Source organism: Desulfovibrionales bacterium (assembly GCA_028715605.1).
Lineage (GTDB): Bacteria > Desulfobacterota > QYQD01 > QYQD01 > QYQD01 > QYQD01.
Genome location: JAQURM010000004.1, coordinates 55,265 through 76,239 on the forward strand (window position 1 = coordinate 55,265; position 20,975 = coordinate 76,239).

The window sequence follows — 20,975 nt, forward strand, 5'->3', positions numbered from 1 at the left end:
GTTCAGACCCTGTTGGCACAGCCCAAGGCCTGTATCCTGCCTGCAATGATTTGTGCTACTTTTTCCCGGGCCGGCCCCAGGATTTTTCTCAGGTCGAAAGTCTCCGGCTTTTCCGCCAGGATGCGGCGCATGGCACTGACGAAACCAAGCCGGAGGTCCGTATCGATGTTAACCTTGGCTACGCCTAGCTTGATAGCCTTTTGCACCTCTTCCAGGGGTACGCCCTTGGCCTCCCCAACCGGGATGCCGGAATCAATGGCCTCTTGAAGAAGGTCAGCCGGGATAGAAGACGCGCCGTGCAGGACGAGGGGTATCCCCGTCTTTTCTTTAACCTTTTTTAGTCGTTCCAGGTCGAGGCGGGCAGCGCCTTTATATTTGAAGGCCCCGTGCGATGTCCCTACGGCCGGAGCCAGAGAGTCAACATTTGTCTCCTGAACAAAACGGCTGGCCTCTTCAGGATCGACGAATATGGCGTCTCTTTCCGCTACGGATACGGTATCCTCTACACCCATGAGGCGGCCCAGTTCGGCTTCTACCGAGACCCCGGATTGGTGGGCTATTTCTACGACCTGTCCGGTCAGGGCCGCGTTTTCAGTATAAGGCAGGTGAGAGGCGTCGATCATGACCGAGGTAAATCCGGCCTGAATACAGGCCCTGATCGTTTCCAGCTTGTGCCCATGATCCAGATGCAGGGCTACGGGGATATCTACCTCTCCGGCCAGTGTTCTGGCCATGGATACGATGGTCGATAGTCCGGCATAACTGATGGCTCCTTCTGAAGCCTGGATAATGACCGGGGCGCGCAGGTTATTGGCCGTCTGTAAAATGGCCTGTAACATCTCCATATTAACAAAATTAAAGGCCCCGATGGCGTAGCCTTCCCGGTAAGCTTTAAGCAATATGTCTTTGGCAGGTACAAGCGGCATCAGGATCTCCTTTCTCCTTTTATGAACTGTTCGGCAATAAGTACATCTTCTTTGCTTCCTATGTAAAGCGGCACACGCTGATGCAATTCCTTGGGCTCGAGATCAAGTATGCCCTGGAAGCCGGTGCTGGCATAGCCGCCGGCCTGCTCCACGACAAAGGACAGCGGGTTGCACTCACACATGAGGCGCAGTTTGCCAAGGGGCTTTTTGGGGTCTTTTTTGTCCGGAGGGTACATAAATATACCGCCATGCAGGAGATTGCGATGGAAATCCGCCACCAGAGAACCAATATAGCGCCCCGTGTACGGCCTTTTTGTTTCCCTGTCCGGCGTTTTAAAATAGCTCACAAGTTTTTTAACTTCATCCGACCAATAGCTATAGTTGCCTTCGTTAACGCTAAAGGCCCTTCCCCGCTCCGGTATCCTGATATTCTCATGGGATAACAAGAACTCGCCTATGCTCGGAAGGAGTGTAAATCCGTGTACGCCGCTGCCTGACGTATAGACCATCATGCTGCTGGAGCCATAGACAAAGTAGCCGGCTGCGACCTGTTTGCTTCCTTTCTGGAGGATATCTTCCAGGGTTGGGTCGGCAGGCATCGGGGTTACGCGGCGGTAAATGGAGAAGATAGTGCCTATGCTGACGTTTACGTCGATATTGGATGAACCGTCCAGGGGGTCGAAGATCAGGACATAATTGCCTTTGGTAAATCTCTCAGGGACGGGTATTATATCCGGGTCTTCTTCTGAGGCCATAGCGCACAATTCTCCGGTGTGGGCCATACGCTCAACGATGGTCCTATGGGCGAATTCATCCAGCTTCTGTACCTGCTCTCCCTGGATGTTTTCTCGTCCGGCATATCCCAGTATGTCCACCAGGCCGGCCTTGTTTACCTCGCGAGAGATGATTTTGGCGGCCACAATGAGTTCGGATAACAAACGCGTGAATGCACCGGTAGCCTCGGGGTGGGCCTTCTGGGTGGTCAGCAGGTGTTCTATGACCGTTGTTCCTAATAGAGATGGCATGGCTTATCTCCTCAATAACCGTACGATAGGCAACGTCACCGGTCATGTTAAGTGTGGAAGATTGATCAAATTCTACCAGTGACAAATGACTATTGACTAATGACATTCACTTTGTTTGTTTTTTACCACAAAGTCACTGAAAAAGCCAAGGCCTAAAACAGCCAAAAGCTGAAAGCTGAAGGCTGATAGCTGATGGCTATTTTTCAGGATACAGCAATTCCGCGAATAAAGAAATCGCTGATCTGTTTGGCTGCAGTATGCGTGCTGTATTTTTTTTGAGGGGAGAGTATCCAGAAACGGGACATTTCATCTAAGGCTCCGAAAAAAGCCCGCTTGGCTATGCCCGGCATGACGTCTTTGCGGATGAGGCCTTGTTCCTGGCCCTTTTTTATAATGGAAGAGATTATATTTACATACTCAGCAAATTTTTTATTGCGATATTCCTTCATGAATTTACTGCTCTGCCGGATTTCGACCTGGAGCACCTCGGCCATTTCTCTGTTTTCTTCTACAATTTTCAGGTGAACCCGGGAAAAAATCTCCAATTGTTTGAGCGGGTTTTCTTCTTTGGCCAGTTCTTCCCGCATGTTGGTTATAATTTCCCCCATCTCTTCCTCAAAGAGGGAGATGAGTATGTCATATTTATTGTTAAAATAAAGATATATCGTGCCGTCTGCCACATTTGCTTCTTTGGCGATTTCTGAGATACGCGAGTTAAAAAAACCGTTCCGGGCAAAAATTTTAACGGCGGCCTGGATAATCTTCTGATGTTTGTCGGTGGCTTTCACAGAGTTATAGGCTTATTTGGCTCAGAAAAAATCCCTTATGAATGGTTGCTCATTCATAATATATGTATGAAATAAGATTCCATGGATTTTGTCAAGATAATTTTCATCGGATTTTCATTAAAATCTCAAAATGAGTGAATTATTTTATTGAATTGAACGATATAGATATTTAGGTAAAAAGGTAAGTATGCATATTATGCATAAAAAAGATATTGACCCTTGTTATTACACGGGTTATTGTGAAAGGCTAGAAAATAAGAAAAGCGGGAGAACCGGTTAAAATTTAAGGGTTTTTTCCATTAAAATTAAGGAGAAGAGGGTATGATGTTTGACTCTATATTGGGGTGGTTATCTAACGATCTGGCCATTGACCTGGGTACTGCGAATACGTTGGTCTACGTCAAAGGGAAAGGTATTGTCTTAAGAGAACCCTCGGTTGTAGCGGTGAGAAAGGATGTTAGAGGTGCCAGCAAGGTCCTGGCCGTGGGTAAAGAGGCAAAAATGATGCTGGGAAAGACGCCGGGCAACATAAAGGCTATCCGTCCTATGAGGGATGGCGTTATTGCCGATTTTGAGGTAACTGAGGCCATGCTCCGTTATTTTATTACCAAGGTGCATAACAGGCGGACCTTGGTGCGCCCACGTATTATTGTCAGTGTCCCTTCGGGGATAACCCAGGTGGAAAAAAGGGCGGTCAAGGAATCTGCAGAATCAGCAGGGGCACGGGAAGTTTATCTGGTTGAGGAACCCATGGCTGCGGCCGTGGGCGCAGGTCTGCCCATAACCGAGCCTACGGCCAATATGATAGTGGATATTGGAGGCGGTACTACGGAGGTAGCTGTTATTTCTCTGTCCGGGGTTGTTTATTCGGGGTCGGTTAGAGTGGCCGGAGATAAAATGGATGAGGCCATCTTACAATATATCAAGAAGAAGTATAATTTATTGATCGGCGAACACTCTGCTGAGATGATAAAGACTACTATCGGCAACGTAATGCCGGAGAAACCTTATGACACCATGGAAATAAAGGGCCGGGATCTCGTCTCGGGAGTCCCCAAAACAATTACTATAGATGCCGACGAGGTGCGGGAGGCCATAACCGAACAGGTAGATGCTATAGTGGAGACGGTGAAGGTCGCTTTGGAACAAACACCTCCCGAGCTGGCAGCAGATATTGTTGATAAGGGGATAGTTCTTACAGGTGGAGGCGCTCTTCTGCGTAATCTGGATAAATTATTAAGAGAAGAAACCGGGTTGCCTATTATTATTGCTGATGACCCTCTTTCATCCGTAGTGCTGGGATCTGGAAAAATTCTGGACAATATCGGTATCCTGAAAGAGATCGCTATACAGTAGTACGGATGTCTTGATGCGAAAAAAGGAAAGACCTCTTAATCGTCTGAAAATTTTTATCTTAACCGGTCTGTTGGCTGTTATCCTTTTCGTACTCCTTGTTTCCAGTATAGGGAAAAACAGAGATTTTGGCCCCTGGCAGAAGGTTGGTGTAGAGTTGTTTGCTCCCATCCAGAAAGGGATCCTCTTCATTCAGAGGGGAATTGCTGCTTTTGGGCATGATTATATCTACTTGGTTGGCGTGCAAAAGGAAAATAGATTGTTGAGAAAGGAAATCGAACGGCTGCGCAGTAAAAACAATGAGTATCGTGAAGCCATTATTGCCAATATCCGGTTCAAGAAACTGTTAAATTTTAAAGAGACGGTGCCCCTGCCCCTTTTGTCGGCAGAGGTTGTTGGGTACGACCCCACGGTCTGGTTTAATACCATGATTATTAACCGTGGCTCTGACGATGGACTTCAAAGAGGGATGGCGGTTATAGCTGCCGATGGCGTTGTTGGCCAGATTATAAGTGTCTCCCTGCACTATGCAAAGGTTTTACTGATTACAGACCGGAACAGCGCTGTCGATGCCATTGTGCAGAGAAGCAGGGTAAGGGGAGTGCTCAAGGGAGAATCCGGTGGAGTCTGTTATTTAGATTACGTCGGCATTCGTGACGATGTTAACCCCGGGGATATAGTAATTTCTTCCGGGGTGGGGGGTATATTCCCGAAGGGGTTGCCTGTCGGGAGGGTTATTAAGGCCAGGAGTTCTCGTCCGGGATTATTTCAACATATCGAAGTGGTCCCCTGTGTTAATATTTCTGATATAGAGGAAGCATTGGTTGTTTTAGAAAAAAGCTCTATAATGGAATAGGATCTGGCGCCACAAAGTCACCGAGACACGAAGGCTAAGTGAGGATTAAGAGGATTATCTATCTTGGCGCCCTAGTGGCTAAATAGTTGCATGGGATAAAGTGACCGAATATGTTTTTTTTATTTTTACTGGGTTGCGTATTATTGATCCTGGAAACGACTCTATTCTATCATCTGCCTTTATGGAAACTTAAAATTGACGGGTTGCCCCTCTTAATTATATATGTCTCACTTTACCTAAATGGGATCCAGAGCGGTTTGTTGGTTTTTTCTTTAGGTATATTGGTGGATACATTTGCAGGCAGCGCCTTGGGCATGCATGTACTCGTTTATGCCATACTTTTTTTATTAGTAAAGGTTATCTCACATAATCTGATCGTAAAAAATATCTATTATCAAATGGCTATTATTTTTTCCGTAAGTTTTTTGGCTAACTTAGGCCTGCTGGTTTTGGATTTGGTATTCATGGATGGAGTAATTTGGTGGCATCACGTTTGGATGGTATTTCTTCAAAGTCTCCTGACATCTCTGTTAAGCCCTATCTTTTTCATTTGTTACGATTATTTTGACCGGTTGTTTGGGTTACGGGAAGCACGTGAGGTCTCGCGCTAGGATTTATTAAGTGGTTATGATTTTTGAGTCTTACCGGATAAGTGGTCTATTGTGAGGCAGACAGGTTCAAAAAGAGATCTACGCATAAGGGCATTTGATCCGGCAGAAATCGAGGAATACCACAGGAGATTTGACCGGATTACAGTATTCGTCATAGTCGTTTTTGCCGTTTTTTTTGCCCGCCTCTGGTATCTCCAGATCATAAAAGGTGACGAATACCTCAAACGCTCGGAGAGAAATTGCCTCCGTATCCAATACATGCCGGGTCCACGGGGAGATATCCTGGATCGGCATGGGCAGGTGCTGGTGCAAAGTCGGCCGTCTTTCAGCATATCCCTGGTTCGTGAAGACGTAAAAGACATAAATAAGCTGCTTAACCGGTTGAGCTCCCTTTTGAAGAAAAGTCCGGCCTCACTATGGGAAAAGGTGGTGGCGGCGAAGAATATGCCCCGTTATATGCCTATACGCTTATGTGAAGATGTGGATGCAGATACCGTGGCCTTGGTAGAGATGCACAGGTTTGAGATGCCCGGCGTAACCATAGAGATTGAACCTAAGAGAAACTATGTTTATGGGAATATGGCCGCACACTTGTTTGGTTACCTGGGAGAAATAAATGAAAAGGAATTGAAGGGCGAATTATTTAAGAACGTCAGGTTGGGTGAATTCGTTGGGCGATGCGGCCTGGAGAAGGTTTATCAGGCGGATTTGGCGGGTATAGGCGGCGGCAGGCAGGTAGAGGTCGATGCCGCCGGCCGGGTGATAAGTGTTTATGGAGATATCCCACCCGTTTCCGGGAATAATATCCATCTCACCCTGGACGCCGACCTGCAAAGGGTGGCTGAAGATGCTATGGCTGGTCGCTCAGGGGCAGTCGTAGCCATGGATCCCAGAAATGGAAAGATACTGACTTGGGCGAGCTGTCCTAATATTGATTTGGAAGCCTTTCTCCACGGATTAAGTCGGAAAGAGTGGTCAGGTCTGGTAAATGATCCTTTGCGGCCCTTGCCGGATAAGGTTATTCAAGGGCAATATCCCCCGGGTTCTACTTATAAGATTATAACCATGGCGGCCGCGCTGGAAGAGAAGGTCATTGATCCTACCGCTCCACTATATTGCAGCGGCTATTATCCTTTTGGCAACCGGGTCTATAGGTGTTGGGAGGAAAAAGGACATGGCAGCGTGGCTATGCATAAAGGTATTGTGCGGTCATGCGACTTTTATTTCTATGAAATGGGGAGAAGACTGGGAGTAAAACGTCTGGCACGCTACGCGCAAGGTTTTGGTCTGGGATCACCTGCCAAGGTAGAATTGGAGCATGAAAAGTCAGGACTGGTGCCTACTCCCGAATGGAAATTAAAACGATTTAAGGTGCCCTGGCAGGAGGGGGAGACGATTTCTATAGCCATCGGCCAGGGTTTTGATCTGGTCACTCCTCTCCAGATGCTGCGTGTGATCTCTGCTGTGGCCAATGGGGGAGTGCTTTATCGTCCCCAGTTTGTGGAAAAAATCGTTAGTCTTGACGGCAAGATAATAAAACAGTTTAAGCCCATAATAGATAGTAAGGTCCCGGTTTCCCAACGTAACCTGGAAATAATACGGGATGGCCTGGCCGGGGTGGTAAATGAGCCGCACGGTACGGGGGGGGCGTGCCGGCTCAGCACAGTTATGGTCGGAGGCAAGACCGGGACGGCCCAAGTGGTTCGTTTGCCCGCCTACCGTGAGAAGAACGTAAACGCCATACCTTATAAGTATCGGGACCATGCCTGGTTTGTGGCCTTTGCCCCGGTGGAGGACCCTGAGATAGCAATCGCGGTTTTAGTTGAACATAGCGGGCATGGTGGTTCAATAGCTGCTCCCGTAGCCAGAGCGGTTTTGGAAGAATATTTTAGCAAAAAGTCCAGCCCGGAGGCGACCTTGGTTCGCACAGGGGGTGCAAATGATAGATAGGAGGTATATAACCAACTTTGATTGGCCATTACTTGGGGTAGTGCTACTTTTATCAATGTTAGGAGTTTTGAATCTTTATAGCGCCGGTTATTCTGCTACTGGTTCTGCAACTACAGTTTATCTAAGGCAGCTTTATTGGCTGGGCCTGTCCGGGGTCATTATGATTGTCGTTCTATCTTTTGATTACCGGCGGATAGCTGAGTGGGCTCCTTACATATATGCGGGTTCTATAATAACCTTGGTGGCCGTATTGTTTGTTGGGAAGACAGTTTCCGGCTCTCAAAGGTGGCTAGGTTTCGGCTCCCTGGTTTTTCAACCATCAGAGCTGGCCAAGTTGGCGACGGTTATTGCGCTGGCCAGTTATTTTTATCACAAGGATGTTAAAAAGGGCTATGGACTAAGTGACCTCCTGGCGCCGGCGGGTATTGTTTTGCTCCCCTTTATTCTTATCGTTAAGGAGCCGGATTTAGGGACGAGCCTTTTACTCCTGTTTATACTGGCGTCAATGGTCCTTTTTGTAGGTATAAAATGGGGCGCATTTTTGACCTTGCTGGGTTTTGGGCTGACCTCTGTGCCGTTCATCTGGTCTTTATTAAAGGATTATCAAAAAAAGAGGGTGGAATCTTTTCTCTGGCCGGAAAGAGACCCCCTGGGATCTGGTTATCATGCCCTTCAGTCTAAGATAGCGGTGGGGTCCGGCAAGATATTGGGAAAGGGTTATTTAGCGGGATCACAAAGCAAACTCGATTTTCTTCCCGAGCAGCATACTGATTTTGCCTTTTCCGTCTTTGCGGAAGAGTGGGGTTTCATGGGATCGATTCTGCTGATTATTCTTTATTTTTTGCTTATCCTGTTGGCCTTGCAGGTCGCTATCCGTTCAAAGGAAAAGTTCGGCACCTTTTTGGCGTTTGGTATATTGGCCATGATATTCTGGCATTTAGTGGTAAATGTGGGCATGGTTCTTGGCCTGATGCCTGTGGTCGGAGTCCCTCTTCCCTTGATCAGTTATGGTGGTTCTTCAGCCATCACTACCCTGACCGGTATCGGCCTGCTTCTTAACATCCGTATGCGGCGGTTTATGTTGCAAAAAGGCCCGTAATCCGAGCCTTGATGTCCGGAGATTATTTAAAAAACCCGCTTCAGATTTTGACTTGCCTCGTTTGTCCCATAATTATGCCCAAATAGTTTTTAAAAACATAGTAAAAAAACATTGACACGGGGTGTTAAATCATGTAAAAGCCTTTCTAGTCTGCTGAATTGCTATTCACTAATCATGATGATTCCTTTTTTATAAGCTGAAACTTCCTTTAAGTGAGGGGTAAACGGATGCTGGATATAGATATTACCTTGTTGATACAGTTGGCTAATTTCCTGGCCCTGATGGTTATCCTGAATCTCATCCTTTATCGGCCCTTGCGTAAAATTATAACAGAGAGAAAAGAGAAGGTGTCGGGCCTGGAGCGTGAGATAGAGGGGCTTATTAAGAACGCCAGCCAGAGGCTTGAAGACTTTAAGGTTAAAATGAGCGGGGCTCACGAGCGAGGGAACAAGGAAAAGGAAAACTTAAAAAATGAGGGCCTTGGCGAGGAGAAACAGATTATTTCCAAGACCCGTAGTGAGGCCGAGGCATCTAAGTCCCAGATGTTGTCGCAGATTGACCAGGACGCTAACAAGGCGAAAGAGGAACTGAAAGGGCAGGTATCGGGGTTTGCTTCTGACATAGCGGCCAAGATTTTGGGGAGGAGTATTTGATGGGTGATCAGAGTAATGGTAAGCGGTTTTTTATAGTGATCGCCGCACAGGCTCTAACGATTATATCGGTTTTACTGTACTATACGACGGTATTTGCCTCAGGGCATGGTGAGGGGCATGGATACAGTAGTGTGCTATGGTGGGATCTTGTCTGGCGGACTATGAATTTTACAATTCTGGCTGCCGTGCTCTTTAAGGTACTTAAAAAGCCTGTAAGCAATCTCCTTTCCGGTCGGCAAGCCTCGATTAAGGATAACTTTGATGATCTGGATGTAAAAAAGTCTGAGGCAGAAAAGAGGTATGCTGAGTACGAGAGAAAACTTTCGACCATCGAGCAGGAGGCCAAAAAAGTAATTCAAGAATATATTGAGCAGGGTGAGGCCGAGAAAAAGCGGATCATCGAAGATGCCGAGAAGACTGCTGAATCAATAAAGAAACAGGCTCAATTTGCGGTGGAGCAAGAGATGAAGCGGGCTAAGCTGGTCTTAAGTGCTGAAGCAGCCGAGCTTTCAGTTAAGCTGGCTGAAGATCTAATTAAGAAGAATCTTAATGAATCAGATCACAAGAAATTGATCGACGAATATATTGCGAAGGTGGTGCATACAAATTGATCAGTAAGATAGTTGCCAAAAGATACGCCAAGGCACTTTTTGTGGTTGGCAAAGAGGAGGATAAGCTGGAGGCTTATCAGCAGGAGTTAAATGGCTTTGCGCAGATCCTACAGGGATCTCCTGAATTAAGAGATGCCTTAACCAATCCGGTCTATCCTACTGATATTAAGGCCAGATTGATGAGTGATCTGGCCGTAACTCTCAAACTCAGCCCTATCATGAGCAACTTCATGAAGCTTCTGGTGGAAAAAAGGCGTATACTTTCTGTTCCTGACATTGCCGTGCTGCATCAGAAGTTAACCGATGAATTTATGGGGGTTAAAAGGGCGGTGGTTACGGCTGCTATTTCCCTGGCTGAGGATGTAAAACAGAGCGTCCAAAAGGCATTGGAAAAGGTCACCGGCAAAAAGGTTATCCTTAATACAGAAGAGGATCCCTCTATTATAGGGGGACTGGTGGTGAGAGCGGGAGACATGGTTTGGGATGGGAGTGTAAGAACTCAATTACGGGATATAAAAGAAATTTTAAAGAGGGGTGAGGTATCATAATGCAGATACGAGCCGAAGAAGTTAGTCAGATTATTAAGGGCCAGATTAAAGAGTATGAGAAAAAGATTGACCTCAAGGAGACAGGCATTGTCCTATCTGTAGGTGATGGTATTGCCCGTGTCCATGGGGTCGAGAATTGCCAAGCCATGGAGCTTCTGGAATTTCCGGGTGGCATTATGGGTGTTGCTCTTAATCTGGAAGAGGATAACGTGGGCTGTGCTGTCATGGGAGACGTGGAGCACATCAAAGAGGGCGACGTCGTCAAACGTACGGGCCGCATCGCCGAGGTGCCGGTGGGTGAGTCCGTTGTAGGACGTGTAGTCGATGGCCTTGGAAGTCCCTTGGATGGTAAGGGGCCAATTGAGGTCAAGGAGACGCGCCGGATAGAGATGATCGCCCCTGGTGTTATTGCCCGGCAGCCGGTTAAGGAGCCCATGTACACGGGGCTTAAGGCTATCGACGCTATGACGCCGGTGGGTCGAGGACAACGAGAACTCATCATCGGCGACCGACAGATCGGAAAAACTGCCATTGGTGTGGATGCCATTATTAACCAAAAAGGCCTGGACGTCTTCTGCATCTATGTCGCGGTCGGCCAGAAGAAATCAACCGTGGCATTGGTTGCCGAGGCGTTGCGGCGTCACGGGGCCATGGAGTATACGACGATCGTGGCCGCTTGTGCCAGTGACCCCGCGCCGTTGCAGTACGTGGCTGCATTTGCCGGTTGTACCATGGGTGAGTATTTCCGTGATACCGGGCGGCATGCCTTGATTATCTATGACGACCTTTCCAAGCAGGCTGTAGCCTATCGGCAGCTTTCACTGCTGCTCAGGCGGCCTCCAGGGCGCGAGGCCTATCCGGGTGATATCTTCTATAACCATTCCCGATTATTAGAGAGGGCCGCCAAGGTGAATGATGCACTGGGGGGTGGTTCATTGACGGCGTTACCTATTATTGAGACCCAGGCCGGCGACGTCTCTGCCTATATCCCAACCAACGTTATTTCCATTACTGATGGTCAGATCTATCTTGAACCCGCACTGTTTTTCGCAGGTGTCAGGCCGGCGATTAACGTTGGTCTGTCCGTCTCCCGCGTGGGTGGGGCGGCGCAGGTCAAGGCCATGAAACAGGTTGCCGGTACGCTTCGATTAGATCTGGCCCAGTATCGAGAGTTGGCGGCCTTCGCCGGGTTCGGTAGCGACCTTGACAAGTCCACGCAGGCGCAGCTCAATCGGGGTGCCCGCTTGGTAGAAATCCTCAAACAGCCGCAGTACCAGCCCCTGCCTATGGAGAAAGAGATCACTATTCTCTTTGCCGGTGCAAGGGGATATCTGGATGAGCATCCTATAGATGCATTGAGGGCTTATGAGGACGGGCTCTACCCATTTATCGAAAGCAAACACCCTGATGTTTTTAAAGAATTAAGGGAAAAGAAGACCATAGACGATAGCCTGGAGGCAAAGATGAGGAAGGCCCTTGACGAGTATCGGGGCGCCTTCAAGGCCTCCAAGGGCTTGTAGGGGTAATAAAGACTTTAACATCAATTTCATGAGATAAGAGTGGTTACCGATGGCTACGCTAAAAGATGTCTTACGGAAAATTGGGGCAGTAAAAAAGACCCAGCAGATTACCAAGGCCATGAACATGGTGGCGGCGGCCAAACTGCGCGGGGCACAGTCGAAAATGGAGAACTTCAGGCCCTATGCCAGCAAATTTGCTGAGGTCATAGGGAGTCTATCCGCGCACCTGAATGTTGATGCCTCGCCTCTTTTGGAACAGCGCGAGGTAAAGAATATTGAACTCCTGCTGGTTACCGCAGACCGGGGGTTGTGTGGCAGTTTCAACGTAAATTTGAATAATGTAGCCGAAAAGTTCCTGCGGGCAAAGGGGGCGGAAGGGGTAGGGACCTCACTCGTTTGTCTCGGTCGAAAAGGCCGAGACTACTTCCGACGTCGTGAGACGAACATGAGGGCCTCATATATCGACGTTATGGGCCGGTTTGACATGTCGAATGCCATAACAATCGCCCAGGATCTGGCAAGTAGATTTATTAGGGGTGAGTCTGATGAAGTGTATGTGGTTTCTGCGCATTTTATCAGTGTGGCTATCCAAAAGCCGGTCACCAGGAAGCTCCTCCCTATAAGTCCGGAAGAACTTGGAGGGGCAGGAGAAGCGGCCGGCACTGCGCGGGAATATTTATATGAGCCCTCACCGGAACAGCTTATCAGCAGTCTTTTACCTACACACGTGAACGTGCAGGTGTACAATGCCATGCTGGAGACGTCAGCCAGCGAGCACGCCGCCCGGATGACAGCCATGGACAACGCTTCGCGTAACTGTAAGGATTTGATCCGGAGCTTGAGCCTGATGTATAACAAGGCGCGGCAGGCCGCCATTACGAGAGAATTGATGGACATTGTCGGCGGGGCCGAGGCGCTGAAGAAATAGAATAATATTGAATAATGAGGAGGAATAGACACCGATGAGTGCAGAGCATACAGGTGGTGCTACAGGAAAGATAGCTCAGGTCATTGGAAACGTACTGGATGTGGAATTTGAGCCGGGACAATTGCCGGCCATTATGAATGCGATCAGGATTACTAACGTGGCTATCAGTGATCAGCCGGAAAATCTAGTTGTGGAGGTGGCACAGCACCTTGGGGATAATATGGTGCGGTGTATCTCGATGGACACAACAGATGGCCTGATGCGGGGGATGCCGGCGCGGGATACGGGAGCGCCGATTATGGTGCCGGTCGGCCCTAAGGCCTTGGGGCGCATTATGAACGTGATTGGTAATCCGGTAGATGGTCTGGGCCCGCTTGTGTCGGAGCATATGATGCCTATTCACCGGGCGGCGCCAACGTTCATCGAGCAGGATACCACGGTAAAGGTCCTCGAGACCGGGGTAAAAGTTATTGACCTGCTGGTGCCCTTTCCCCGTGGCGGTAAGATGGGGATGTTTGGTGGTGCTGGTGTTGGTAAGACGGTTGTTATGTTGGAGATGGTCCATAACATTGCTTTGCACCATGGTGGTATCTCGGTATTCTGCGGCGTGGGCGAGAGGACCCGTGAAGGGAACGACCTCTACCTGGAGATGAAAGAGTCGGGCGTTCTACCCAAGGCGTGTCTGATCTACGGGCAGATGACTGAGCCTCCTGGGGCTCGGGCCCGGGTGGCCCTGACCGGGCTGGCGGCTGCCGAGTACTTCCGGGACGTGGAAGGTCAGGACGTGCTTGTTTTCATCGATAATATCTTCCGGTTCACGCAGGCCGGGGCTGAGGTTTCGGCGCTGCTCGGGCGTATTCCGAGCGCAGTTGGTTACCAGCCGACTCTGGGCACTGACCTCGGTGAATTGCAGGAGCGTATTACCTCCACCACCAAGGGCTCCATCACAGCTGTGCAGTGTGTTTACGTACCGGCAGACGACCTGACTGACCCGGCTCCGGCTACCACCTTTGCGCACCTTGATGGCACCGTGGTTTTGTCGAGGCCGATTGCGGAGCTCGGGATCTATCCCGCGGTGGATCCGCTCGACTCAACGTCAAGAATCCTGGATCCTAATGTCGTGGGTGCGGATCACTACTACGTAGCGCGAACGGTTCAGGTGATACTTCAGAAATACAAGGATCTCCAGGATATCATCGCTATCCTGGGTATGGATGAGCTGTCGGATGAGGACAAGATCACCGTTGGTAGGGCTCGTAGGATTCAGAGATTCCTGTCGCAACCGTTCCATGTGGCCGAGACGTTCACCGGCATGGCGGGTAAATTTGTGAAGGTGGAAGAGACAGTCCGAGGCTTTAAGGAGATCATCGAAGGTAAGCATGACGATCTGCCGGAGCAGGCCTTCTATATGGTTGGCGGTATCGAAGAGGCCAGAGAAAAGGCGAAGAAGATGGCCGCTGCCTAGGTAGTTGACAAATCATTTGGTTTAGCGACAGAAAGGTACGGAGCAAAAAAAGATGGCTGATAAGTTATTGCTTGAGGTAACTACACCGAGCCGGATGGTGGTCAGCGAAGAGGTGGATATGGTGGTAGCCCCAGGAGAATGGGGTGAATTTGGGGCACTGCCAAACCATGCGGCGTATCTGACGGCTATTAAGTTAGGCGAGTTACGTTATAAGGTAGGCAATAAGACGGAATATGCGATTGTAAGCGGCGGATTCGCGGAGATAGTTGCTGATCGTGCCACTTTTCTCGTAACCTCTGCCGAGAAGGCGCATGAGGTTGATGTAGCACGGGCACTGAAGGCCAAAGAGAGAGCCGAGCAGAGATTACAGGCAGCAGCCGCGAAGAGGGAAACTATTGATGTGGTGCGTGCCGAGGCTGCTTTGCAGAGGGCGATATGGCGGCTAAAGATAGCTGAGAAGGCAAAATAACTATGGCCTAAGGAAAAAGGCTGAGAATAGGTTTGAATGTAAAAGGGCAAGCGAGGGCTTGCCCTTTTCTTTTGGAATCTCTATAATGAACGTCAGTTGTCACTGGTAAAAGCGATCAGCACTCAACTATCAGCATGAAGCTGGCCTACTGTTCACTGGTTCACTGTTGACCGTTCACCGACTGACAGCTAACTGCTGGTCGCTGAAAGCGTGAAGTTCGCCCCGGCGAATCGGCCTGTGGCACGACCGAAAATGGTAGTTTCCGGTTGAGCGCTAATCAATGACCGATGACTAATGACCAGTGATGTTGCCTATAATATATGGTTGTGAAAGGTATAGCTTCTGTGCTTGTTAAGGAAAGGGTGTCATTTAAGTTCATAATCCTTGCCGCGGGCAAAGGGACGCGCATGAAATCTTCCCGGGCCAAGGTGTTACACGAGATTATGGGCCGGCCGATGCTGGCCTATGTGCTGGATACGGCTGAAAGGCTTGAATCGTTGGGTATATATGTAATTGTCGGGTATCAGAGCAAGGCGGTGCAGGAGGCTTTTTGTGACCGGTCGATTAAGTTTATCTTACAGCATGAGCAATTAGGAACCGGACATGCGGTGTTATGCGCAGCTAGTGACCTTTCCGGTTATAGTGGAGACGTGGTTATTCTCTGTGGCGATGTGCCGTTTTTGAGGCCGGAGACAGTGAGGGGGCTTATACAACAACATATAGCCCGGAAAGCGGCATTATCTGTCCTGACGACGATTGTAGATGACCCCGGGCATTATGGCCGGGTGATCAAGGACGGCAAGGGCAATATCTTAAGGATCGTTGAAGATAAAGATGCTATGCCGGATGAGAAATTGATATGTGAAGTGAATACCGGGATATATTGCGCTAAATTTCCAGTGCTTATCGATGCCTTGAGAAGGGCAGGAAGAGATAATGTGCAGGGAGAATATTATTTAACCGACGCTGTGCACCTGATTAAAGAGATGGGCCACAGGGTTATCAGCGTTATTACGGATCGGCAGGATGAGGTTATGGGGATAAACAGCATGGCAGAGCTGGCCAGGGCGGAAGAGATGATGCGAAGAGGAAGTAACGCAACATAGCCGTCTATAAAGCAAATGTGATTTTGGCCTTGGGAATATTAAAAAGGTATCCATATGCCCAGAAGAATAACCAGGGAAACAAAAGAAAGGGCAATCCAGCCCGCGGATGTACTGGCCGCCATGCGCAAGGCAGGGCGGCCTCTTTTTATGTGTGATATTTTGCATATTTTAAGCCCTGCGCCACGGGACAAAAAGTTGGTAAAGGACATGATAATCCGGATGGGGGAAGCCGGTGATCTTATACTACTTAAAGAGGGCCGCTATGGTCTCCCGGAACGTATGAACCTGGTTACGGGACGTCTGCAGATCAACACGGGTGGTTTTGGCTTTGTGATCCCGGAAGCAAAAGATATAGAAGACGTATTTATACCGGGACGGGAGATAAAGGATGCCATCCACGGCGATCGGGTAATGGTACGCCTGGAACATGGACTGAGAGGTCGCCGGCCGGAGGGGAGAGTCATCCGTATCCTGGAGAGGAAAGCCAAATATATCGTTGGGGCCTTCACCAGGGGACGGGGAGCCTCCTACGTAATACCTGAGGATGAACGATTTCCGTTTGAAGTTGTCATCTCTTCACGGGAGACCGTCGGCGCCTGTTCGGATGAGGTGGTGGTAGCGGAGATAACGAATTTCCCTCCAGGAAGGCGAAACCCTGAAGGCCGGATAATAAAAGTGCTTGGCGACCCTGATGATATAGCCGTACAGACGCAGATGGTCATTTTCAAGCACGGCCTTATTCAGGACTTCAGCCCTGAGGCAGAGGAGCAGGCGCGGCGTCTGCCTTCCGAGGTTACATCCAAAATGGTAAGGGGCCGGGAGGACCTGCGGGGTATCCTTACCGTGACCATTGATGGAGAGCAGGCCAAAGATTTTGACGATGCCGTATCTATAGAGAAGGATCGCCAGGGTTATAATCTCTATGTCTCCATTGCCGATATCAGCCATTATGTGCCGGCAGGAAGTCCTTTGGACGAAGATGCCTATAAGCGTAGTAACAGTGTCTATTTCCCTAATTTTGTCGTTCCCATGTTTCCACCCAGCCTTTCAGACTATTTAGGCAGCTTGAGGCCCCAGGTGGAGCGACTGGCCTTTACCGTCTTTCTGCATTTTGACCGCCAGGGGAAGATGAGGGAACGCCGTTTTTACAAAAGCGTCATCCGAAGTGACGCCCGTTTAACCTATACAGAGGTCAAAGGCATCCTGGTGGATAAGGACAGAAGCCTGCGCCAAAAATACAGGCCGATGGTTAAATCATTGGAATGGATGGCTGAGTTGGGTCAGAAAATCGCCGGGAATAGACGACGGCGCGGCAGTATTGATTTTGATCTCCCTGAACCGGCCATAATACTTGGCGTGCAAGGAACCCTGGAGGACATCGTGCGCCGGGAAAGAAACCTGGCCCACCAGATCATAGAGGAATTTATGATAGCGGCCAACGAGGCCGTGGCCGAGCATATCTCCGAGAGAGATATCCCTTGTCTCTATCGCATACACGAGGAGCCTGAGGCAGCAAAAGTTCACAATTTTCTCAATTTTGCCTATTCTCTGGGGTTGCCTATTACGTTTCCAGAAAAGATGACTCCGCACTGGTTTCAACAGGTGCTCGGTCTGGTAGAAGGCGCGCCGGGCGAATATGTGGTTAACACGCTACTCCTGCGTTCCATGAAACAGGCGGTTTATGCGGCTGAGAACCGCGGGCATTTTGGTTTAGCCTCAGCCCACTACACCCATTTTACCTCTCCCATTCGCCGCTATGCCGACTTGATTGTACACCGCATCTTACACCATGCGTTAGAAGGCAGTACCGGGCCACTTTATACCTTCGAACAACTATCCGAGATAGGCCAGTATATCTCAACGCAGGAACGTCTGGCCATGGAGGCGGAACGCGAAATGGTGGATCGTCTGCGCACCCGGTTTATGGCGGATAAAATCGGAGAGGAGTATGACGGCATCATCTCGGCGGTTACGGCCTTCGGATTTTTTGTGGAACTGCGGGAGATTTTTGTAGAAGGTGTGGTACGCCTCGTGGACATGGCCGATGATTACTATTATTACGAAGAAAAACACCATCGTCTGGTGGGTAGAAGAAAAAAGCAGATTTTTCAGATAGGGGACTTTGTTCGGGTCCAGGTGGCCAGGGTCGATATCTCGCGCCGGCATATCAATCTTATTCTGGTTATGAAGTACACATCCAGGGGAATTTCTGACCTGAGGGAATCAAAAAAATAGCTGCCTGGATTTTGTATCGTAGGTTATTAGCGTGGAAACCATCAAAGCTAATCTTGTCAACCTGGCCATTGTTTTACATAAGCCACGTTATCCGGAGAATATCGGGGCGGCAGCGCGCTGTGCTCTGAACATGGGCATCTCTAAGATAACGGTGGTGAGTCCGGCCAATCCGGATAGAGAAAAGATGCTTAAGATGGCTACGCATGAAGCGGCGGGCCTGATTGAAGATATGGAGATCCATGACAACCTGGACGTGGCCCTGGCCCCTTTTCACTATATAGTCGGGACTACGGCCAGGCTGGGCAGACATCGGCAGGCCTTGGAGACGCCGCGGGAACTGGCCGGTCGTATCGTAGACATTTCTCAAAATAATCGCGTAGCCCTCCTTTTTGGCCCGGAGAACACGGGCCTGAGCAACGAGGAGCTGAGATACTGTCATATTGTGACCACCATACCTACAGCCAATTTTGCTTCGCTTAACCTGGCCCAAGCCGTCATGATTGTGTGTTACGAGATACTCATGGCCCGTATGGAAGCCACTTCTCGGGATCGTATTACACCGCATCTGGCGACTTCTGCAGAGCTGGAGGGGATGTATGCGGATCTTCAGGAGGCGCTGCTCACGATTGGTTTTCTTAAATCTGGGGAGCAGGAGTATGGCCTTAACCAAGTGCGGGCCTTTCTTTCCCGCGTCAAACTTCTCTCACGGGAGACTCAACTCATCCGCGGCCTCTGCCGGCAGCTTAAGTGGTTTAAGAAGAATTCATAATGTTCACGCAAAGAACGCAGAGATAATGAATGAGTTAGAAAAATAGTTTTCTCTGCGTGCTTTGCGCCTTTGCGGTGAGAACGGGGTACTATTGGCAGGGCAGATCGAATTCAGGAGATGACATCTCTTTAAGTTTTTCTTCAAGATCGGCTATAGGAGATTTGAGATTTCCGGCTTCATCGGCCCTTTTTAGTATTTCAAGCACAAGCGAGGCCTTTTCCTTATGTCCGATATTATAACAGACGTTGAAGGCCCTCCAGGCATATTCAGCGGCCTCAGACCACCTTTCCTGTTTTAGGGTTAACCTGGCCAGCATCTCCAGATCAGCAGCGATACCGGGATAATCGAGGGTTTCCTGGTCAAGTTCCAGGGCCTTTCCCCATAGGGGTTGGGCCTCCATATAATTTCCCTCAGACATGCGTATAAGGCCCAGATTATGGCAGGCTGAAGCCATCCCAGATTTATTATCCCCGGCCTCATAGATGGCTATGGCTTTCGATACATAATCATTCGCCATGGGAAGAAGACCTTTTTGCCAATATAGGTGTCCCATAAGATTGAGGACAAATGCTTGCTGGACATCATCCTTGCCGCGGGTTGCCGCCTGAAAAGCCTCTTCCAGGTGTCTTTCGGCCTGGCCTGGATTTTCCGCCTTCAGGTCAACCGCAGCCAGATTGCTTAGACTGAGAGATAGCCCTGCTTCGTTATCCAGATTACGCTGAATGCGGGCGGCCAGGGTAAAGAATTCTCTAGCCTCATGGAGCTTGCCGGTATTCAGGGCCAGTATGCCGATATTGTTATAGTCATAAGCCATGCCGGGAAGGTTGTCTGTGGACTGGTTAATTCGCAGGGAATCTTCAAATAAGGACAAGGCCCGGCTATAACAACCCTTTTTAAACCAGCGTAATCCCTGATTGGCATAATCCAGCGCCTTTTCTTTTTCTAATTCTATGGGCTTCGGCGGCGCGCCTGCACAGCCTGAGAGGCCGGATAACATTAACAGTATGCAGGCTATTATCAGAAGACAGCGGCGCATTTATCTTACTCCTCTTGTATCCGGCTGAATAATTCCCTTTTCTTTCGGGAGGATGCCGCCTTTAATGAGCGGACTACGTTTGGCGGATTCCAGTATCTGGTCCAGTTTCTGTAAATTCTCACGCGCTCCCTGGGCAATGGCCGGCGCATCACGGCTGGCGGTTTTTATATCATGCAGGATTTTTCTCATTTCTTGCATGGCTTCCGGCAGGACCCGGGCGGCCTGCTCTAAGCCTTGCGATGTTTTCTCGGCGTTAGCCAATGTGGCCTCCAGGTGGGCCATCTGCCGGTCCAGTTGCTCATAAAGGTCATTTTTTACCAGTACGTTACCCAGCCCCTGGCCCCTTTTTATATCATTGGTTATGGCCCGCAGGTCCCATAGCGTACCCAATAACGGGCCTTCCGGGTCCTTGATCTGATCCATAGTCTCCTCGAGACTGTATAGTATCCGGGTAAGGGCATTGAATTTTTCTTCCAGGTGAAACTCTTCAGCATAATCACTGAGAGATTTTTTCCTCTTTGAGGGGATGGTTCCCTCTTCAGATATAAGGGGTGACTCCGGCGAACCGGCGGATATGGATATATATTCGCTGCCAATGAAGGTGGGACTGGCTACGACCGCTACCGAGTCCCGCCTGATCAATTTTGAGTATCCCCTCAGGATTTTGATGGTGACTCCTACCTTGTTTTGCGGGGTGATCTCTAACGAAGTCACCCGCCCCACATCAGTATTAAATATCTTGACGGTGGCCCCTTCCCTGAGATTGTAGCCCTCATCAAAGACAATATTATAGATGCCATAATCCCTAAACCAGGCCTTACCGCGGCCGATGACGATTACGCTTCCGGTTACTACGATGATGGTAAGGATGAGCAAAGCACCCACCATCTTTTCCATTATGCTAAACTTCATTTCCATAATCGGATGCTGTTCCCTCCTGGATATTATCAAAACCTAACCGCAGAGTACACAGAGAAACTATAACGTACTAATGAGTTCAAAGTTGAAAGTTCAAAGTTAAAATCAA

At 49.2% G+C, this 20,975-nt stretch carries 19 protein-coding genes; 14 read left to right on the plus strand and 5 right to left on the minus strand.

Translation table 11 applies throughout. The annotated features are described in order from the left end of the window. Positions 1 to 2 precede the first annotated feature (2 nt). The 3 genes from fba to PHT49_06045 all read right to left on the minus strand — a co-directional run bounded on the left by fba (position 3) and on the right by PHT49_06045 (position 2,739). Complete coding sequence (gene fba, locus PHT49_06035) at positions 3 to 926, minus strand: class II fructose-1,6-bisphosphate aldolase (protein ID MDD5451438.1); 924 nt, start codon at positions 924 to 926, stop codon at positions 3 to 5. Continuing rightward, complete coding sequence (fbp, locus tag PHT49_06040) at positions 926 to 1,951, minus strand: class 1 fructose-bisphosphatase (GenBank protein ID MDD5451439.1); 1,026 nt, start codon at positions 1,949 to 1,951, stop codon at positions 926 to 928. Before fbp ends, fba begins: the two co-directional genes overlap by 1 nt. A 203-nt stretch (positions 1,952 to 2,154) precedes the next feature. Beyond that, a complete protein-coding gene (locus tag PHT49_06045) occupies positions 2,155 to 2,739 on the minus strand; it encodes a TetR/AcrR family transcriptional regulator (protein ID MDD5451440.1) in 585 nt (194 codons plus the stop codon). A 321-nt stretch (positions 2,740 to 3,060) separates the two neighbouring features. Between PHT49_06045 and PHT49_06050 the strand changes: the two genes are divergently transcribed. The 14 genes from PHT49_06050 to PHT49_06115 all read left to right on the plus strand — a co-directional run bounded on the left by PHT49_06050 (position 3,061) and on the right by PHT49_06115 (position 18,912). Further along, complete coding sequence (locus PHT49_06050) at positions 3,061 to 4,095, plus strand: rod shape-determining protein (protein ID MDD5451441.1); 1,035 nt, start codon at positions 3,061 to 3,063, stop codon at positions 4,093 to 4,095. Positions 4,096 to 4,108: 13 nt separating this feature from the next. Next, positions 4,109 to 4,948 carry a rod shape-determining protein MreC gene (gene mreC, locus PHT49_06055; GenBank protein MDD5451442.1) on the plus strand — a complete coding sequence of 280 codons (840 nt, stop codon included), beginning with the start codon at positions 4,109 to 4,111 and terminating at the stop codon, positions 4,946 to 4,948. A 662-nt stretch (positions 4,949 to 5,610) separates the two neighbouring features. Then, the gene (gene mrdA, locus PHT49_06060; GenBank protein ID MDD5451443.1) at positions 5,611 to 7,509 is read left to right on the plus strand and encodes a penicillin-binding protein 2; all 1,899 of its coding nucleotides are present in this window, start codon (positions 5,611 to 5,613) and stop codon (positions 7,507 to 7,509) included. Then, a complete protein-coding gene (gene rodA, locus PHT49_06065; protein MDD5451444.1) occupies positions 7,499 to 8,608 on the plus strand; it encodes a rod shape-determining protein RodA in 1,110 nt (369 codons plus the stop codon). The genes mrdA and rodA overlap by 11 nt, the downstream gene beginning before the upstream one ends. A 227-nt stretch (positions 8,609 to 8,835) precedes the next feature. Continuing rightward, entirely contained in the window at positions 8,836 to 9,261 is a 426-nt protein-coding gene (locus tag PHT49_06070) for an ATP synthase F0 subunit B (GenBank protein MDD5451445.1), read from the plus strand. Next, positions 9,261 to 9,872, plus strand: coding sequence for a F0F1 ATP synthase subunit B (gene atpF / locus PHT49_06075; protein ID MDD5451446.1), 612 nt, complete (start codon positions 9,261 to 9,263; stop codon positions 9,870 to 9,872). Before PHT49_06070 ends, atpF begins: the two co-directional genes overlap by 1 nt. Then, positions 9,869 to 10,420 (plus strand): ATP synthase F1 subunit delta, encoded by a 552-nt coding sequence (gene atpH, locus PHT49_06080; GenBank protein ID MDD5451447.1) that lies wholly within the window; start codon positions 9,869 to 9,871, stop codon positions 10,418 to 10,420. The genes atpF and atpH overlap by 4 nt, the downstream gene beginning before the upstream one ends. Then, positions 10,420 to 11,940: a F0F1 ATP synthase subunit alpha gene (atpA, locus tag PHT49_06085; GenBank protein MDD5451448.1), complete on the plus strand. Its 1,521-nt coding sequence runs from the start codon at positions 10,420 to 10,422 to the stop codon at positions 11,938 to 11,940. Before atpH ends, atpA begins: the two co-directional genes overlap by 1 nt. Positions 11,941 to 11,989: 49 nt before the next feature. Next, entirely contained in the window at positions 11,990 to 12,868 is an 879-nt protein-coding gene (atpG, locus tag PHT49_06090) for an ATP synthase F1 subunit gamma (protein MDD5451449.1), read from the plus strand. A gap of 34 nt (positions 12,869 to 12,902) precedes the next feature. After that, positions 12,903 to 14,333 carry a F0F1 ATP synthase subunit beta gene (gene atpD, locus PHT49_06095; GenBank protein MDD5451450.1) on the plus strand — a complete coding sequence of 477 codons (1,431 nt, stop codon included), beginning with the start codon at positions 12,903 to 12,905 and terminating at the stop codon, positions 14,331 to 14,333. 52 nt (positions 14,334 to 14,385) lie between these two features. Then, positions 14,386 to 14,802: a F0F1 ATP synthase subunit epsilon gene (locus PHT49_06100; protein ID MDD5451451.1), complete on the plus strand. Its 417-nt coding sequence runs from the start codon at positions 14,386 to 14,388 to the stop codon at positions 14,800 to 14,802. Between the two features lie 326 nt (positions 14,803 to 15,128). Then, the gene (locus PHT49_06105) at positions 15,129 to 15,908 is read left to right on the plus strand and encodes an NTP transferase domain-containing protein (GenBank protein MDD5451452.1); all 780 of its coding nucleotides are present in this window, start codon (positions 15,129 to 15,131) and stop codon (positions 15,906 to 15,908) included. A 54-nt stretch (positions 15,909 to 15,962) separates the two neighbouring features. Then, positions 15,963 to 18,143 (plus strand): ribonuclease R, encoded by a 2,181-nt coding sequence (rnr, locus tag PHT49_06110; protein MDD5451453.1) that lies wholly within the window; start codon positions 15,963 to 15,965, stop codon positions 18,141 to 18,143. 31 nt (positions 18,144 to 18,174) lie between these two features. After that, a complete protein-coding gene (locus PHT49_06115; GenBank protein MDD5451454.1) occupies positions 18,175 to 18,912 on the plus strand; it encodes a TrmJ/YjtD family RNA methyltransferase in 738 nt (245 codons plus the stop codon). A gap of 88 nt (positions 18,913 to 19,000) precedes the next feature. Here PHT49_06115 and PHT49_06120 read toward each other — a convergent pair whose 3' ends face one another. Further along, positions 19,001 to 19,948: a tetratricopeptide repeat protein gene (locus PHT49_06120; GenBank protein MDD5451455.1), complete on the minus strand. Its 948-nt coding sequence runs from the start codon at positions 19,946 to 19,948 to the stop codon at positions 19,001 to 19,003. Then, the gene (locus PHT49_06125; protein ID MDD5451456.1) at positions 19,949 to 20,860 is read right to left on the minus strand and encodes an MlaD family protein; all 912 of its coding nucleotides are present in this window, start codon (positions 20,858 to 20,860) and stop codon (positions 19,949 to 19,951) included. It lies immediately after the preceding gene. Positions 20,861 to 20,975 lie beyond the last annotated feature (115 nt).

Excerpts from the sequence above, each read along its gene's own strand:
- fba (MDD5451438.1), bottom strand. The coding sequence starts at position 926 with ATGCCGCTTGTACCTGCCAAAGACATATTGCTTAAAGCTTACCGGGAA.
- fbp (MDD5451439.1), bottom strand. The coding sequence starts at position 1,951 with ATGCCATCTCTATTAGGAACAACGGTCATAGAACACCTGCTGACCACC.
- PHT49_06050 (MDD5451441.1), top strand. The coding sequence starts at position 3,061 with ATGATGTTTGACTCTATATTGGGGTGGTTATCTAACGATCTGGCCATT.
- mreC (MDD5451442.1), top strand. The coding sequence starts at position 4,109 with ATGCGAAAAAAGGAAAGACCTCTTAATCGTCTGAAAATTTTTATCTTA.
- rodA (MDD5451444.1), top strand. The coding sequence starts at position 7,499 with ATGATAGATAGGAGGTATATAACCAACTTTGATTGGCCATTACTTGGG.
- PHT49_06070 (MDD5451445.1), top strand. The coding sequence starts at position 8,836 with ATGCTGGATATAGATATTACCTTGTTGATACAGTTGGCTAATTTCCTG.
- atpF (MDD5451446.1), top strand. The coding sequence starts at position 9,261 with ATGGGTGATCAGAGTAATGGTAAGCGGTTTTTTATAGTGATCGCCGCA.
- atpA (MDD5451448.1), top strand. The coding sequence starts at position 10,420 with ATGCAGATACGAGCCGAAGAAGTTAGTCAGATTATTAAGGGCCAGATT.
- atpG (MDD5451449.1), top strand. The coding sequence starts at position 11,990 with ATGGCTACGCTAAAAGATGTCTTACGGAAAATTGGGGCAGTAAAAAAG.
- atpD (MDD5451450.1), top strand. The coding sequence starts at position 12,903 with ATGAGTGCAGAGCATACAGGTGGTGCTACAGGAAAGATAGCTCAGGTC.
- PHT49_06100 (MDD5451451.1), top strand. The coding sequence starts at position 14,386 with ATGGCTGATAAGTTATTGCTTGAGGTAACTACACCGAGCCGGATGGTG.
- rnr (MDD5451453.1), top strand. The coding sequence starts at position 15,963 with ATGCCCAGAAGAATAACCAGGGAAACAAAAGAAAGGGCAATCCAGCCC.
- PHT49_06120 (MDD5451455.1), bottom strand. The coding sequence starts at position 19,948 with ATGCGCCGCTGTCTTCTGATAATAGCCTGCATACTGTTAATGTTATCC.
- PHT49_06125 (MDD5451456.1), bottom strand. The coding sequence starts at position 20,860 with ATGAAGTTTAGCATAATGGAAAAGATGGTGGGTGCTTTGCTCATCCTT.